The 15,848-nt window shown below is 66.7% G+C and carries 16 protein-coding genes; 11 read left to right on the top strand and 5 right to left on the bottom strand.

Annotated features, from left to right (window positions below):
- Window positions 1-30: 30 nt before the first annotated feature.
- The 3 genes from DS843_RS24775 to DS843_RS24765 all read left to right on the top strand — a co-directional run bounded on the left by DS843_RS24775 (window position 31) and on the right by DS843_RS24765 (window position 1,969).
- A complete protein-coding gene (locus DS843_RS24775; protein ID WP_149471504.1) occupies window positions 31-1,041 on the top strand; it encodes an NAD(P)H-dependent glycerol-3-phosphate dehydrogenase in 1,011 nt (336 codons plus the stop codon).
- Between the two features lie 213 nt (window positions 1,042-1,254).
- The gene (locus DS843_RS24770) at window positions 1,255-1,539 is read left to right on the top strand and encodes a YciI family protein (protein WP_149471503.1); all 285 of its coding nucleotides are present in this window, start codon (window positions 1,255-1,257) and stop codon (window positions 1,537-1,539) included.
- Window positions 1,540-1,555: 16 nt separating this feature from the next.
- Window positions 1,556-1,969, top strand: a complete 414-nt coding sequence (locus DS843_RS24765; RefSeq protein ID WP_149471502.1) for an EVE domain-containing protein — start codon at window positions 1,556-1,558, stop codon at window positions 1,967-1,969.
- Between the two features lie 36 nt (window positions 1,970-2,005).
- On the opposite strand, the gene DS843_RS24760 is transcribed toward DS843_RS24765, so the two are convergent.
- Entirely contained in the window at window positions 2,006-2,296 is a 291-nt protein-coding gene (locus DS843_RS24760; RefSeq protein WP_149471501.1) for a hypothetical protein, read from the bottom strand.
- Window positions 2,297-2,637: 341 nt separating this feature from the next.
- Between DS843_RS24760 and acs the strand changes: the two genes are divergently transcribed.
- Window positions 2,638-4,578, top strand: coding sequence for an acetate--CoA ligase (gene acs, locus DS843_RS24755; protein WP_149471500.1), 1,941 nt, complete (start codon window positions 2,638-2,640; stop codon window positions 4,576-4,578).
- Window positions 4,579-4,646: 68 nt separating this feature from the next.
- Here the strand turns inward: acs and DS843_RS24750 are convergent, their stop codons facing one another.
- The 3 genes from DS843_RS24750 to DS843_RS31910 form a co-directional block, all read right to left on the bottom strand.
- Window positions 4,647-5,003 (bottom strand): hypothetical protein, encoded by a 357-nt coding sequence (locus tag DS843_RS24750; RefSeq protein ID WP_149471499.1) that lies wholly within the window; start codon window positions 5,001-5,003, stop codon window positions 4,647-4,649.
- Between the two features lie 78 nt (window positions 5,004-5,081).
- A complete protein-coding gene (locus DS843_RS24745; protein ID WP_149471498.1) occupies window positions 5,082-5,579 on the bottom strand; it encodes a thermonuclease family protein in 498 nt (165 codons plus the stop codon).
- A 160-nt stretch (window positions 5,580-5,739) separates the two neighbouring features.
- Window positions 5,740-5,982 (bottom strand): succinate dehydrogenase assembly factor 4, encoded by a 243-nt coding sequence (locus tag DS843_RS31910; protein WP_286192297.1) that lies wholly within the window; start codon window positions 5,980-5,982, stop codon window positions 5,740-5,742.
- 157 nt (window positions 5,983-6,139) lie between these two features.
- Between DS843_RS31910 and htpX the strand changes: the two genes are divergently transcribed.
- Window positions 6,140-7,030: a zinc metalloprotease HtpX gene (gene htpX, locus DS843_RS24735; RefSeq protein ID WP_149471497.1), complete on the top strand. Its 891-nt coding sequence runs from the start codon at window positions 6,140-6,142 to the stop codon at window positions 7,028-7,030.
- 107 nt (window positions 7,031-7,137) lie between these two features.
- A complete protein-coding gene (locus DS843_RS24730; protein WP_149471496.1) occupies window positions 7,138-8,070 on the top strand; it encodes a DHH family phosphoesterase in 933 nt (310 codons plus the stop codon).
- Window positions 8,071-8,172: 102 nt separating this feature from the next.
- Here the strand turns inward: DS843_RS24730 and DS843_RS24725 are convergent, their stop codons facing one another.
- On the bottom strand, window positions 8,173-8,469 hold the full coding sequence (locus tag DS843_RS24725; RefSeq protein WP_149471495.1) for a hypothetical protein: 297 nt from the start codon (window positions 8,467-8,469) through the stop codon (window positions 8,173-8,175).
- Between the two features lie 388 nt (window positions 8,470-8,857).
- Between DS843_RS24725 and DS843_RS24720 the strand changes: the two genes are divergently transcribed.
- From DS843_RS24720 to purH, 5 genes are all read left to right on the top strand, one after another.
- On the top strand, window positions 8,858-9,691 hold the full coding sequence (locus DS843_RS24720; protein ID WP_149471494.1) for a hypothetical protein: 834 nt from the start codon (window positions 8,858-8,860) through the stop codon (window positions 9,689-9,691).
- A 190-nt stretch (window positions 9,692-9,881) separates the two neighbouring features.
- Complete coding sequence (locus DS843_RS24715) at window positions 9,882-10,643, top strand: hypothetical protein (protein WP_149471493.1); 762 nt, start codon at window positions 9,882-9,884, stop codon at window positions 10,641-10,643.
- A 72-nt stretch (window positions 10,644-10,715) separates the two neighbouring features.
- Window positions 10,716-12,032 carry an RsmB/NOP family class I SAM-dependent RNA methyltransferase gene (locus DS843_RS24710; protein ID WP_149471492.1) on the top strand — a complete coding sequence of 439 codons (1,317 nt, stop codon included), beginning with the start codon at window positions 10,716-10,718 and terminating at the stop codon, window positions 12,030-12,032.
- Between the two features lie 148 nt (window positions 12,033-12,180).
- Window positions 12,181-13,815 carry a heparinase II/III family protein gene (locus tag DS843_RS24705; RefSeq protein WP_149471491.1) on the top strand — a complete coding sequence of 545 codons (1,635 nt, stop codon included), beginning with the start codon at window positions 12,181-12,183 and terminating at the stop codon, window positions 13,813-13,815.
- 217 nt (window positions 13,816-14,032) lie between these two features.
- Window positions 14,033-15,637, top strand: coding sequence for a bifunctional phosphoribosylaminoimidazolecarboxamide formyltransferase/IMP cyclohydrolase (gene purH / locus DS843_RS24700; RefSeq protein WP_149471490.1), 1,605 nt, complete (start codon window positions 14,033-14,035; stop codon window positions 15,635-15,637).
- The last annotated feature ends 211 nt before the right edge of the window (window positions 15,638-15,848 follow it).

The following is a 15,848-nucleotide window of genomic DNA, read 5'->3' as shown; positions in this document are numbered from 1 at the left end:
AGGCGGGCGACGGAACGGGAGGGGGCATCCATGGCGGAAGCGCGGTATCGGCGGATCGGGGTGATCGGCGGCGGAGCCTGGGGCACGGCGCTAGCCCTGGCGGCCCTGCGCGCCGGGCGGGAGGCCCTGCTGTGGGCGCGCGAGCCGGCGGTGGTCGAGTCGGTCAACGGCGCGCGGGAGAACCGCGACTTCCTGCCGGGCGTGCCTCTGCCTCCGGAGTTGCGCGCGACCGGCGATCTGGCGGAGGCCGCGGCCTGCGACGCCATCCTTCTGGTGACACCGGCCCAGCATCTGCGCACCGCCTGCGCCGGCCTCGCCGCCCATCTGCGGCCAGGCACCCCCGTGGTGATCTGCGCCAAGGGAATCGAACTGGACAGCCACGCCCTGATGAGCGAGGCGGCGGAAACCGCCCTGCCGGCGGGGACCCCGCTGGCCGTGCTGTCCGGCCCGACCTTCGCGGCGGAGGTGGCGCGCGGCCTGCCGACCGCGGTGACGCTCGCCTGCGCCGACGCCGCGCTGGGCGCCCGGCTGGTCGAGGCGCTGGGGAGCCGCACCTTCCGCCCCTACCTGTCCGACGACGTGGTCGGCTCGCAGATCGGCGGGGCGGTGAAGAACGTGCTGGCCATCGCCTGCGGCGTGGTGGAAGGCCGCCGGCTGGGCGACAACGCGCGGGCGGCGCTGATCACCCGCGGGCTGGCGGAGATCACGCGGCTGGCGCTGGCGCTCGGCGGGCGGGCGGAGACGCTGATGGGCCTGTCGGGGCTGGGCGACCTGACGCTGACCTGCTCCAGCCTGCAATCGCGCAACATGTCGCTGGGCGCCGCGCTGGGCGCCGGGCGGACCCTGGCCGAGGTGCTGGCGGAGCGCCGCTCCGTCGCTGAGGGGGTCTACACCGCCGCCGCGGTGGTCGGGCTGGCGGGGCGGAAGGGCGTGGACATGCCGATCTGCGGCGCCGTGGACGCCATCCTGAACCGCGGTGCCGGGCTGGACGAGACCATCGACGGGCTGCTGTCGCGGCCGTTCCGTGAGGAGGGGCGCTGAGGGGGCGTTTTTTTTAACCACAAAGACACGAAGGCACGAAGACTTTCACGAAGGGGTCCGGCATCGCCCGGATGGCGTCGGGGGTGCCGGGGTTCTTTGTGAAAAACTTTGTGTCTTTGTGTCTTCGTGGTGAACCGGCTCCCCGTTCGCCGCACCTTCCGCAGCGGACGCGCCTGCGCTAGGCTCCCGCCCGACCGAACGGGAGAGTCACCCATGCTGTACATGTTCCATTGCACCGACAAGGCCGGCGCCGCCCAGGTCCGGGCCGACAACCGCCCGGCCCATCTGGCCTATCTGGAAGCCCACGCCGACCGTCTGTTCGCCGCCGGCCCGCTGCTGTCCGACGACGGCCAGGGCATGGCCGGCAGCCTGCTGATCGTGGAGTGCGCCGACGAGGCCGCCGCGAAGGCGTTCGCCGCCGACGATCCCTACGCCAAGGCCGGCCTGTTCGAGACCGTCGAGATCCGGGCGTGGCGCCGGGTCTACCCGAAGTCCTGACCGGGGGCGGACGGCGATGGCCCGCTGGCTTCTGAAGTCGGAGCCCTTCAAATATTCGTGGGAGCGCATGGTCGCCGACGGCACCACCCATTGGGACGGCGTGCGCAACCACCAGGCGTCGAACAACCTGAAGGCCATGAAGGTCGGCGACCGGGCCTTCTTCTACCACTCGAACGAGGGGCTGGCGGTGGTCGGCGTCGTCGAGATCGCGCGGGAATACTACCCGGACCCGAGCGACGAGGCGGGGCGCTTCGGCATGGTCGACGTGCGGGCGCTGCTGCCCGTGAAGACGCCGGTCACGCTGAAGACCATGAAGGCCGATCCGCTGCTTCAGAACATGGCCCTGGTGCGGCAGTCGCGCCTGTCGGTCTGTCCGGTGACGGACGACGAATGGGCGCATGTCTGCGGGCTGGCCGGGATCGAGGCGTGACGGGTTCTTGAAAGGGCGGTCGTCCGCGGCGGGAGATTATTCCGCCGGTTCGCGGATGACCGCCTGGAAATCCTGCGTGGCCTGAACCATCCGCCGGGCCAGCGCCTGCATCTCCGCCGCGGCCCCGGCGAAGCCCGCTTCCTGACCGAAGGGTGCCAGAGCGGCGCAAGCAGACGCTTCCGAACCGGCCAGAGACGCCGTGCGCAGGGCCGCGTCGATGACCATCAGGCTCGTGCGGCTGCCCATCTCCGACAGGCGTCCGGCCAAATCGGCGCCGGAGGTGGAGCCGTCGTGGGTCGTGCCGTCCGCGTTGGTCGTGCTGGCCATCCCGGTGTCCCGCTGGTGGGTGAACGCCATGCACGCTAACGATACGGCGGTTAAGGGCGGGTTAAGCGGGTTCCGCCGGTGCCTCGTCATGCTTTCGTGCTATGCGCGACAAATAGTCGCGCTGAGGCGCCGCCCACGAAGCGGGTGAATTCAAAAGAATGAGCGGTGCGCCGCAACAAAGTGGAACGGAAAGCTCCGATGGAGGTGACGGACAATCAGCCGTTCTGCTTGTGGAGACGGGAACTTGTGTGGATAATGACCGGCAACAGGGGCGGTCGGAAACCGCCCTCCAACAGCCCTTCAGGGCGTAACCAGAAGCACTACGGGGGAATCGCGAGCCAATGTCCGACAATTCGTTTTTTCCTGTTAAGCCGGAAATCGCCAAGACCGCTTATGTGGACGAAGCCGCCTACGCCCGCCTGTACGAGCAGTCGATCAACGATCCTGAAGCCTTCTGGGGCGAGCAGGGCAAGCGCATCGACTGGATCAAGCCCTACACCAAGGTGAAGGACGTCAGCTACACCGGCGATGTTCACATCAAGTGGTTCTACGACGGCACGCTGAACGTTTCCGCCAACTGCGTCGACCGTCACCTTTCGACGCGCGGCGACCAGACCGCCATCATCTTCGAAGGCGACGATCCCGGCGTTTCCAAGCACATCACCTACAAGGAACTGCACGAGCAGGTCTGCCGCCTCGCCAACGTTCTGAAGAAGAACGGCGTCAAGAAGGGCGACCGCGTCACCATCTACCTGCCGATGATCCCCGAGGCCGCCTATGCCATGCTGGCCTGCGCGCGCGTCGGCGCCATCCATTCGATCGTGTTCGGCGGCTTCTCGCCGGACAGCCTGAAGGACCGCATCGTCGACTGCGACAGCCACTTCGTCATCACCTCCGACGAAGGTCTGCGCGGCGGCCGCAAGGTTCCGCTGAAGGCCAACGCCGACAAGGCCGTCGCCGGAGCGCCGGGCGTCAAGCATGTGCTGGTCGTGAAGCACACCGGCGGCAACGTCGCCTGGACCGAGGGCCGCGACCTCTGGTACCACGAGGAGATCGCGTCGGTGTCCGCCGACTGCCCGCCGGAGGAGATGAGCGCGGAAGATCCGCTGTTCATCCTCTACACCTCCGGTTCGACCGGCAAGCCGAAGGGCGTGCTGCACACCACCGGCGGCTATCTCGTCTACGCGTCGATGACCCACCAGTACGTCTTCGACTACAAGGACGGCGAGGTCTACTGGTGCACCGCGGACGTGGGCTGGGTCACCGGCCACAGCTACATCGTCTACGGTCCGCTGGCCAACGGCGCCACCACGCTGATGTTCGAAGGCGTCCCGACCTATCCGGACATCTCCCGCTTCTGGCAGGTGGTGGACAAGCACAAGGTCAACATCTTCTACACCGCCCCGACCGCCATCCGTTCGCTGATGCGCGAGGGCGAGGGTCCGGTGAAGAGCACCTCCCGCGCGTCCTTGCGCATCCTGGGTTCGGTGGGCGAGCCGATCAACCCGGAAGCCTGGCTCTGGTACTACAACGTGGTCGGCGAGGGGCGTTGCCCGATCGTGGACACCTGGTGGCAGACCGAGACCGGCGGCATCCTGATCACCCCGCTGCCGGGCGCCATCGGCCAGAAGCCGGGTTCCGCGACCAAGCCCTTCTTCGGCGTGAAGCCGGTCGTCGTGGACAACGACGGCAAGGAGCTGGAAGGCGAGACGGAAGGCAACCTGTGCATCGCCGATAGCTGGCCGGGCCAGATGCGCACGGTGTTCGGCGACCACGAGCGCTTCGTCCAGACCTACTTCTCGACCTTCGCGGGCTACTACTTCACCGGTGACGGCTGCCGCCGCGACGCGGACGGCTATTACTGGATCACCGGCCGCGTGGACGACGTGATCAACGTGTCGGGCCACCGCATGGGCACGGCGGAAGTGGAAAGCGCGCTGGTCGCCCACCCGAAGGTGGCCGAGGCCGCCGTCGTGGGTTACCCGCACGACCTGAAGGGCCAGGGCATCTACGCCTACGTCACGCTCAACGCGGGCGAGCAGCCGACGGAAGAGCTGCGCAAGGAGCTGGTGGCCTGGGTCCGCAAGGAGATCGGCCCGATCGCCACGCCGGACCTGATCCAGTGGTCGCCGGGCCTGCCGAAGACCCGTTCGGGCAAAATCATGCGCCGCATCCTGCGCAAGATCGCCGCGAATGAGCACGACAGCCTGGGCGACACCTCGACGCTGGCCGATCCGACCGTCGTGACGGATCTGATCGAGAACCGCATGAACAACGCCTGACCGCGGCGTTCATCGGACCTGTCTACGGACCGGGGGCCTTCGTGGCCCCCGGTTTCGTTTTGGAACCGCTATTTGGGAGAGGGGTCCGACTCGCCGGAGGCGCCGCTGCCGGATTGGTTCCTCATGGATTCGGCGGTGCCGGGTTTCAGGCCGGAGTCGCCGCTCGCCGCGTCGGGAACGGAGCCGACGCGGCCCTGCGCGCGGGTCTCCACCGCGTTCTTCTGCTTGTCGGTCCGGCGCTCGCCCAGGGTGGGGTCCTGGGCGCCGGTCGATTCCATCCAGGCTTCGCCCTGGGACGGCGGGGCGGCGCCGAGGCCGCCCTCCATCGTCTTGGCGTCCTGCGCGACGGCGGCGCCGGACAGGGCGAGGCTGGCGGCCAGCAAGGCGATGGCGCCAGGGACATAAGCCGAAACCTGAGTCGTCATGGTTCGCTCCTCCTTGGTGGGAGGGGCAACAGCGGAGCGAGACGGCGGGTTCCCGATTCGCCAACCGGTGGAACCGGATTAGCCCGTGCTCGTCCCATCGCACCAGGGCTGGCGCCGCTCGCCGTGATAGGGACGGGCAAGCCCCGCCTCGATCAACGCGGCCGACAGGTCGGCGCCGCCGGTGGTCAGCACCCGGGCGCGCACCCGCCCGCCGTACTTGTCGGCCTGGACGTCGAGCAGCCGGACCGGGGCAGCCCCGATCAGGCGGCGCGCGTGGTCGCGGGCGGACTCCGCCAGTTCCCGCTCGCGCGGGCAGCGGGCGCGCATCTCCGGAGCGTCCAGCCCGTCCACCCGGACATGAGTTTCCACGACCTGCCCCAGCCAGATGGTGGCGCGCACCAGCAGCGTGTCGCCGTCCAGGACCTCCAGCACCTCCGCCGGGATCGGGCCGGGCAGGGCGGGCGGAGCGGCCTGGACCGCGCCGGGAAGGACACACAGCAGAAAGGCCAACCGCAGCGGAAGGCGCGCCGCGGCGGGGCGGTTCGGACGTCGGTCGGCGGGCGTGTGCGTTCCCATGGCGCGGGCTCCCATGGCGCTGACCGGTGGCGGTCTTGAGCCGGCCACAGAGTAGCGCGCGAACAGGAACGCATCAAGTACAACCTAGGTATGATATCCTGAACACATTTGTATTCACGCCGAGAGCGGCGTTGTGCAGGCACTTCGTCCTAGATGACGCTCAAAAGTCGGAGCAGCGGCCCTTGAACTCCCAATCGCCGAAGCGGGTCGGCTCCGGCCCCTGCGGGCCGCCGATCTCGCCGGGCATCTGCTCCGGTCCCTTGGCCGTCTCTTCGGCCTTCGTCTCCGGAGCTTTCGTCTCCGGGGCCTTCGTTTCCGGGGCCTTCGCCTCCGTGGGATCGGCCCCGGCGGCGGGCTTCGGGGCGGTGGCCGGCGTGCTGCCGGTGGTCGTGGTCTCGGTCATGGCCGTCCTCTTGGGATCGGGTGCGGTGGCTCGCCATCTTGAACGATGCCTTGCGCCAAGCCCATATCACCAGACAGGCCCGGCGGAAAGCCTCCGGCGGCCATCCATAGCCCTCAGCAACAGCAAAGCCATCCAGAAGATCGCCCGGAAGATCGCCATGACCAGTTATGTGAAGACCACCATCCTTCTCGCCGGCCTGACCGCCCTGTTCATGGGCGTCGGCTATCTGCTCGGCGGCAAGGGCGGCATGATGATCGCCTTCGTGGTGGCGCTGGGCATGAACCTGTTCAGCTATTGGAATTCCGGCGACATGGTGCTGTCCATGTACGGCGCGCGGGAGGTCGACGCCTACACCGCCCCCGAATATTACGGCATCGTCCAGCAACTGGCCGAGCGCGCCGGCCTGCCCATGCCGCGCGTCTACATCATGGAGAACGACCAGCCCAACGCCTTCGCCACCGGGCGCAACCCGGAGAACGCCGCCGTCGCCGCGACGACCGGCCTGCTGCGCCTGCTCAGCCCGGAGGAGGTCGCCGGCGTCATGGCGCATGAACTGGCCCATGTGAAGAACCGCGACACGCTGATCATGACCGTCACGGCGACCATCGCGGGCGCCATTTCCATGCTCGCCAATTTCGGCATGTTCTTCGGCGCGTCGCAGAGCAACAGCCAGAACGGGCAGGGCGGCAATCCGCTGGGGCTGATCGGCGGCATCCTGGTCGCCATCCTGGCCCCCTTCGCCGCGATGATCGTCCAGATGGCGATCAGCCGCACCCGCGAATACGAGGCCGACCGCATCGGCGCGGAGATCTGCGGACGCCCGCTGTGGCTGGCCGACGCGCTGACCCGCATCCATGGCTATGCCCACCAGATCCCGAATTACGCGGCGGAGTCGAACCCGGCCACGGCGCATCTGTTTATCGCCAACCCGCTGCACGGGCGCAGCTTCGACAGCCTGTTCTCCACCCATCCGAACATGGAGGAGCGGGTCCGCCGCCTGCGCGGCATGGCCGGCGCCTCCTTCATGCCGCACAGCCCCTGGGGGTGAGCCGCCCCCCACGGTTCCCGGCCATACGGTTCCCGGTTGCACGACGAAAGGCGTAAGACTACTTTCGCCCCTGCTTGCCGATTGTGGGGCGATCAGGGGGGAACCGCATGTCCGACGTCACGAAATACCGCCTCGTCACCCGGTCCGATTTCGACGGGCTGGTCTGCGCCGTGCTTCTGAAGGAGCTTGGCATCCTCGACGAGATCAAGTTCGTGCATCCCAAGGACATGCAGGACGGCAAGGTCGAGATCTCCGAGCGCGACATCACCACCAACCTGCCCTATGTGCCCGGCGTCCATCTGGCCTTCGACCATCACCTGTCGGAGACGATCCGCGTCGGCAAGCGCGACAACCACATCATCGAGGCCGAGGCCCCCTCCGCCGCCCGCGTGGTCTACAACTACTACGGCGGGAAGGAGCGGTTCCCGACCATCTCCGACGAGATGATGGCCGCGGTCGATCAAGCCGACTCCGCCCAGTACGGCATCGAGGACATTCTGAAGCCGCAGGGCTGGACCCTGCTGAACTTCATCATGGACGCGCGCACGGGCCTGGGCCGCTTCCGCGATTTCCGGATTTCCAATTATCAGCTCATGATGGAGCTGATCGATTGTTGCCGGAACCACAGCATCGACGAGATCCTGGCCCTGCCCGACGTGAAGGAGCGGGTGGACCTGTATGTCGAGCACGAGGCGAAATTCTCCAACCAGCTCGCCCGGTGCAGCACCATGCGCGGCAACGTCGTGGTCATCGACCTGCGGCGGGAGGAGACCATCTACGCCGGCAACCGCTTCATGATCTACGCCATGTACCCGGAAGCCAACGTGTCGATCCACGTCCTTTGGGGGTTGAAGCAGCAGAACACGGTTCTGGCCTGCGGCAAGTCGATCATCAACCGCAGTTCCAGGACCAACATCGGTCCGTTGATGCTGGAATACGGCGGCGGCGGGCACGAGGCCGCGGGCACCTGCCAGGTGGACAACGACAGGGCCGACCAGGCGCTGGAGGAGATCGTCGCCCGCATGCGCGCGGACGGCTGACGGACGCTCGCATCAGAGGCGTGTGGCCCCGCAGCAAGGTCTGCGAGGCCACGGAATTCAATATCCTTGCTTTTCAGTCGCTGAGGGAACGGGCTTTGCGGGTTAATGCCGGTGCTCTTGGCACCGGCAGGCGGTGACGAACCACCCAAGGTGCCCGTTGCCGCCGTGCAGCGGCGTGTATTCAAAGCCGTTGCCTTGGCAAAAGGAGCACTCCGGCTCCGGCAGCCTCAACGGTTCGACGATTATCGGGGTTGGCACGGACTTGGCGTTTGCTGTCCGCCGCCTATCGAGTCGCCGAAGCAGCATAACGGCCGCGCCGCGCAGTACGAAGGTGCGCTTCTTCTCGTGATGATCTACGGACGAGCGGCTGTTGCGGGATCGAGACGAATCATCGGACATCACCATCTCCATCGCTATGTCATGGATTAGGGTGCAGAACCGGATCTGCCGGCAACGACTATGGCCAGTCAATGCTTGTTGAAATAAGGTATCCGCAAACGGTGTGGCTCGCAACAGGAATGAATCGAAAGGATCATCCCAGAAGAAATATATGAGCGCACGAGGGTAATGTCTTTTCTGATTGTTTGGCATCGCGAAGAATATTGTGGGAGGTGATATGGATACTTTTCCAAAGAAAACTGACTACATGTGCATGAAGAAGGAATTTTTCTGAAAAAATTGGCATAAATGGCTTTGTTGATGGAAAAATTGGGAAAATCGTGTGTAATTTTCCCAAACGGCTTCGTTGCTTCGACTCATGGCAGCGTATGAGGGAGGGGGTGCGGCTATGGATGTGGCGCAGCATGATTTAAGGAAATCCATAAAGGACGCGAAAAGTAAAAAGCATATAAAAACTTATGCGTGGTTGATTAAAGAGGCAAGCCTATCGATTAAACAATCTGAATTTTCAAAATGGCTTAATGGAAAAGCAAACATAAAAAATGAGGATCGTAATAAGTTATACCAATTTCTTAATGAGAGAGGGTGGCTTTGTGATTCTGGTGCGTTTGTGCCGGATCGAAAGAAGAGTTATGAATTCTTTTCTGCGTACTTAACCTACATGGGCTACGACCTGTACTCTGATAGCCATATGGAGAGATGCCGTAGTACGGAGGGAGTCTACGAATATTTCAGAGAATCCGAGATTTATGAAGGAAAGATACTCAGAGGGATGATGGTTATAGAGCTTGAATATATCAATATTAATTCGGGAAAGGAAATCCCCGCTCTATTTTGCTTTGACAAACAAAAGGTGGGAGGCTTGCAAGAAAGTAACGTTGGGTGTTGTTTTGTGTTCAAAAGAAATAATATACATATAATACATCGAAGTAGCGATGACAAGGATGGGCACTGTGATGCCAAGCTAATGGTTCTGAGTGGTCAGCTTGGAGAAGGAAATATCATCAGTCGTATGAGTGGAAGATTGATAAGTATTATCAGCGATGTCGGGGGTGCAAAGAATGGTGAAGACAAACATATTGTGTTTCGTCGGTGGTCAGGGGAGAAAGAGGATCTTGTGAGCATCCTTGGGGTATTCGATGATGATGATTTCTCGAAAGAAGAATTGAATGAAATAGGAATAATAAGAAAGAACAACAAATCATCAAAAAAGAAAAAATAATAAGCCACAAGATGAGTGGTTAATGGTGCTGCATGACTTATGCGTAATGCGATTTGGAAGGCGCTTTTTTGAAAATGAGTGGAGTTCATGCGTCCGGACCACCCGGTGTCGGTGGACTGGCGGGAAATTGCAGCATAACGTGAATGGGGCCGATGGTATCATCGCTCGAAAACACATTTGATAGAATGCCGTGACCGCCACCTTCACCGATTCGCTCCACACTACCGCCCTGCTGTCCAGCGCCCCGCTGTTCGATGCGGGCTGGCTGACCGTTCCCCCCGCCGCCCCCCGCGACGACGTTCTCCTCCGCATCGCGGAGGCGGAGCACCGCGCCGAGGCGGCGTTGGAGCAACTTGCGCGAACGCTGGAGCAGCGCACCGCCGCGGCGGACCGCGACCGGCGCATCGACGCGCTGCTGGCGCTGGAGACGCGCGGCATCCCCGCCTCCGGCACCGCGGCGGACGGGGCGGTGGAGCGCGTCATGACGGAGGTCGGCTTCCGCAAGCGCGACCTGATGCCGCGCTTCCACGAGCTGGCCGAGCATTGCCGCGCCGTCCACCGCCGCGCGCTGGCCCTGGTGCGGGACGCGCGCTGGGCGCTGATGCTGGAGCGCGCCGCGGCCGATCCCGGCGGGCCGTCCAGCCCCATCCAGGGGGCGGGGACCCGCTACGTGAAGAGCGACCGCTATGACGCCCGCGCGGCGCGCAGCCTGCCGCCGGACGACCGCGTCCGCGCCGACCGTTTCCTGAAGCGGCTGGGCGAGGACCCCGTGCCGCCGGAGCTGGAGTTGGGTGCGCTCGAGGGCACTGGCCTGTGGGCGATGAAGGCCGGAAACGGCAACCGCTTCGTCCTGCGCCGGGGCGAGGTCCGGGGCGTGGCCTGTTTCGTCGTGGAGGATGTCGGCCCCTATCCCGACCACGAGGGCGGACGGCGCGGCGCGCTGGCCCGGTAGAGCGTCCGATTCCACGCTGTCCCGCGCAGCGGCTACTCGACACCCGCGGCCCGGCGCGCTACATCCAGCGGCATGTCCGACGCTTCCCTCGCCGCGCGCTCCGCCGCGCTCGATCTGCTGCGCGATGTGCTGCGCAAATCCATTCCCTTCGACGATGCGTTCGACGCGCATCCGGAGTTGCGGGGGCTCGACCCGCGCGACCGCGGCTTCGTGCGGCTTCTGGTCGCCACGGTGCTGCGCCGGCTCGGCCAGATCGACGCGCTGATCCAGGGCAGCCTCGCCAAGCCGGGCCTGCCCAAGGCCACCGTGCACGACATCCTGCGTCTGGGGGCGGCGCAGCTCGTCTTCCTCGGCACGCCGCCCCACGCCGCCGTGGACACGGCGGTGGAGCTGGCCGCGGCCAGGGGGGCGGAACCCTACAAGGGCCTGATCAACGCCGTCCTGCGCCGCATCGGGCGCGAGGGGCCGGAACTGGCCGCGCAGCAGGACGCCGGGCGCCTGAACACGCCGGACTGGCTGTGGCTGGCCTGGCGGCAGGCCTACGGCATCGGCCGCACCCGCGGCATCGTGGAGGCGCACCTGCACGAGGCGCCGCTGGACATCACCGTGAAGGCCGATCCCGCGGCCTGGGCGGAGCGGCTGGAGGCCACGCTGCTTCCCACCGGCACGCTGCGCCGCTCCAGCGGCGGCAACGTCACGGAACTTCCGGGCTTCGCCGAGGGCGCATGGTGGGTGCAGGATCTCGCCGCCTCCCTGCCGGCCAAGCTGTTCGGCGACCTGGCTGGCAAGCGCGTCTACGACCTGTGCGCCGCGCCCGGAGGCAAGACCGCCCAGCTCGTCGCGCAAGGGGCGCAGGTGACGGCGGTGGACCGTTCCGCCAAGCGGCTGGAGCGGGTGCGGGACAATCTCGCCCGCCTGAACCTGTCGGCGGAGGTGCTGGCGACCGACGCCGCCACCTGGACCCCGGACCAGCCCGCCGACGCGGTGCTGCTCGACGCGCCCTGCTCCGCCACCGGGGCGATCCGCCGCCACCCCGACATCCTGCGCGTCAAGGCGCCGGAGGACATCGCCAAGCTGGCCAAGGCCCAAAGCCGGCTGCTGGCCCACGCCGTCGATCTGGTGAAGCCTGGCGGCACGCTGATCTACTGCACCTGCTCCATCCAGCCGGAGGAGGGCGAGGCGCAGATCGACCGCATCCTGTCCCGCGACCCGCGGGTCGAACGTCTTCCCATCACGCCGGGGGATCTGAGCGGCGGTCATGCGGGGGATGGCAATTTGGCCGAATTGATCAACGAGCGCGGTGAGGTACGATCCTTGCCGGGCATGCTCGGGGACCTCGGCGGCATCGACGGGTTCTTCGTGGCAAGGCTGAGACGGTTGCACGATTAGGGCACCATCGGCTTGCGGGGGTTGAGGCGAATTTGATACGACAACAGGATGCATCCCCCCGATCGCCCGACCTTCTTCATCGAAGCACCGGCCATCGCCTCGCCCTGCCGTGTGACGGGGTGAGCCGATGAGCGCCGGGCGTGGGAAAATGGGCCGCTTGCGGGACGGCGTCGCGCAGATCGCCTTCGGCAACCCGATCTACAAGCTGACGCTGGGAGGCCGCGCGCCGACCGCCCTGTCCATCGTGCCGCCGGACCCCTGGCCGGGCGACGCCGGGGAAGGCTCGGCGGTCCTGGCCGGCGTCTTCCGCTTCGGCGGGCAGAGCGCGGCGGCGGACGCCCATGGCGCGCCCAACTGGCGGGCCGGCAACGCCGCCTGGCAGGGCGCCCTGCACGGCTTCGAATGGATGCGCGACCTGCGGGCGGTCGGCGGCGACGCGGCGCGGCGGCGCGCCCGCGCGCTGGTGCTGTCCTGGCTGGAGCACAACGGCGGCTGGAACGCCCAGACCTGGGCGCCGGAGGTGTTGGGTGCCCGCATCGCCGCCTGGATCGGCCTGCACGATTTCTACTGCGCCTCCGCCGACGACGAGTTCCGCGCCGCGGTGTTCGACAGCCTCGCCCGGCAGGTCAAGCATCTGACCCGCGTGGTGCCCGGCGCGCTGGACGGCAAGGCGCTGGTCACCGCGGCCAAGGGCCTCGTCTATGGCGGCTTCTGCCTGCCGGAGAACCAGCGCACCGGCCAGGACGCGCTGAAGCTGCTGGAGCGCGAGCTGCCCCGCCAGATCCTGCCGGACGGCGGCCATGTCGAACGCTGCCCGTCCGTTCAGCTCCGCATCCTGCGCGACCTGATCGACGTGCGGTCGGTCCTGCGCGCCGCCCGCGCCGACGTGCCGGAAGCGTTGCAGCACGCCATCGACCGCATGACCCCGGCCCTGCGCTTCTTCCGCCATGGCGACGGCGGCCTCGCCCTGTTCAACGGCGGGCGGGAGGAGGACGCGGCGCTGGTCGACACGGTGCTGGCCCAGGCCGACGCCCGCGGGCGCCCGCTGAAGAGCGCGCCGCACACCGGCTTCGAACGGCTGATCGCCGGGCGCACCATGGTGCTGATGGACACCGGCGTGCCGCCGGTCACCGGCCTGGACGCCACCGCCCACGCCGGCACCCTGTCGCTGGAGATGTCGGTCGGCAAGGAGCGGCTGATCGTCAATTGCGGCACGCACCCGGTGAAGACCGGCCCCTGGCGCGCCGCCCTGGCCGGAACCGCCGCCCATTCCACCGTCGTGCTGGCCGAGACCAACTCGTCGGAGGTGATCGAGGACGGCGGGCTGGGCCGGCGCCCCTCCCATGTCGGCTGCGAGCGGCAGGAGAACGACGGGGCGGTGCTGGTCGTCGCCACCCACAACGGCTACAGCCGCAACTTCGGCTATCTGCACCGCCGCCGCGTCTATCTGGCGGAGAACGGCGAGGACCTGCGCGGCGAGGACATGCTGGAACCGGTGATCGGCGCCACGCCGGAGCCGCGGCCCTTCACCATCCGCTTCCATCTCCACCCCTCGGTCCAGGCGACGCCGATCCCGGGCGGGACGCAGGTGCTTCTTCGGCTGAACAGCGGGGCCGGCTGGCGGCTGCGCGCGTCGGGCGGCACGCTGGCGCTGGAGGAGAGCATTTACCTGGGCAGCGGCGACGAACCGCGGCGGACCACCCAGATCGCCATCACCGGGCAGACCGGTTCCGACATCAAGACCGTGAAATGGGCCTTGCGCCGCGAGCGCAAGGGGGGGTAAACCGCGCGCATCCGCGGCGGATGGGCCGTGGGAATACGGAACGGTGCCTGTCTTTCGAGTCTGTGGAGTTGTCGCCCTGCAACCGTGATCCCCGCCCCGGCGGGGGTGGCGAAGCGGGGTGTTTCGCTTTTCCGCCTTGTTGAGTTCCGTCTTCCTCCGTTCCGTCTTCCCAAGTCCCGTCCGCCGCAGCCGGTTCCATGACAACCAGGATGCCCCGATGAGCCCGCCGAACGTCGCCCACTCGCCCGCCCCCGATCTCGTCCGCATCACGCGCGCGCTGATCTCCGTGTCCGACAAGACGGGCCTCGTCGCGCTCGGCCAGGCGCTGGCTGCCAAGGGCGTGGAGATCCTGTCCACCGGCGGTTCCGCCCAACGGCTGGCCGAGGCCGGCATCCCGGTGAAGGAGGTCTCCGACCACACCGGCTTCCCGGAGATCATGGACGGGCGTGTGAAGACGCTGCACCCGCGCGTTCACGGCGGCATCCTGGCCCGCCGCGACATCCACGCCGAGGCGATGACCACCCACGACATCCCGCCGATCGACCTCGTGGTGGTGAACCTCTATCCGTTCGAGGCGACGGTGTCGAAGGGCGCCGACTACGCCAACTGCGTGGAGAACATCGACATCGGCGGCCCGGCGATGATCCGCGCCGCGGCCAAGAACCACGACTTCGTCACCGTCGTCACCGACCCCGAGGATTACGAGGCGGTTCTGGACGAGCTGGCCACCCATGACGGCGCCGTCACGCTGAAGCTCCGCCGCACCCTGGCCCAGCGCGCCTACGCCCGCACGGCCTCCTACGACGCGGCCATCTCCTCCTGGCTGGCCGGCCAGCTCGGCGAGACCTTCCCGCCGCGCACCACCCTGTCGGGCAAGCTCAGCCAGACCCTGCGCTACGGCGAGAACCCGCACCAGCAGGCGGCCTTCTACGTCACCGGCGAGCAGCGTCCCGGCGTGGCGACGGCGATCCAGCTCCAGGGCAAGGAGCTGTCCTACAACAACCTGAACGACACCGACGCCGCCTTCGAGCTGGTCGCCGAGTTCGAGCGCCCCGCCGTCGCCATCATCAAGCACGCCAACCCCTGCGGCGTGGCCGAGGGTGCGAACCTGCTGGACGCCTACAAGCAGGCCCTGCTGTGCGACCCGGTCAGCGCCTTCGGCGGCATCATCGCCGTCAACCGCCCGCTGGACGCCGCCACGGCGGAGGAGATTTCCAAGCTGTTCGCCGAGGTGGTGATCGCCCCCGACGCCGACGACGCGGCCCGCGCGCTGCTCGCCACCAAGAAGAACCTGCGCGTCCTGCTGACCAAGGACGTGCCGAACCCGGCGGAGCCGGGGATGATGGTGAAGCAGCTTTCGGGCGGCTTCCTCCTGCAGAACCGCGACAACGGCCGCATCACCCCCGCCGACCTGAAGGTGGTGACCAAGCGCGCCCCGACGGAGCAGGAGCTGGCCGACCTGCTGTTCGCCTTCCGCGTCGCCAAGCATGTGAAGTCGAACGCCATCGTCTACGCCAAGAACGGCGCCACGGTGGGTGTCGGCGCCGGCCAGATGAGCCGCGTCGATTCGGCCCGCATCGCCGCCATCAAGTCGGCGGAGGCCGCCAAGGCCGCCGGTCTGAGCGAGCCGCTGACCAAGGGCTCGGTGGTCGCGTCGGACGCCTTCTTCCCCTTCGCGGACGGCCTGCTGGCCGCGGCGGAGGCGGGTGTGACGGCGGTGATCCAGCCCGGCGGCTCGATCCGCGACAGCGACGTCATCGCCGCCGCCGATGAGAAGGGCCTGGCGATGGTGCTGACGGGGATGCGGCACTTCCGGCACTGAGCCGCCATTGAGGACGCGCTTGCCCCCTCCCTAACCCTCCGCCGCTTCGCAGGGGAGGGGATCAAGCTCCCTCCCCCGCGAAGTCAGGGCTATCGCATGTAAGCAAAGAGTTCGAAGAAGAATTCTTGGCTGATCATGGCCCTGAACATTTTGAGGCTCATCGACCGGTCCAAGGGGTGCGCCCGCAAGATGTTCTGAGCCAAGCGCCGGA

Source organism: Roseomonas genomospecies 6 (assembly GCF_008365375.1).
Taxonomy (GTDB): domain Bacteria; phylum Pseudomonadota; class Alphaproteobacteria; order Azospirillales; family Azospirillaceae; genus Azospirillum.
Note: the sequence above shows the minus strand (reverse complement) of the source record. Positions and strands in the feature narration are given on the sequence as shown.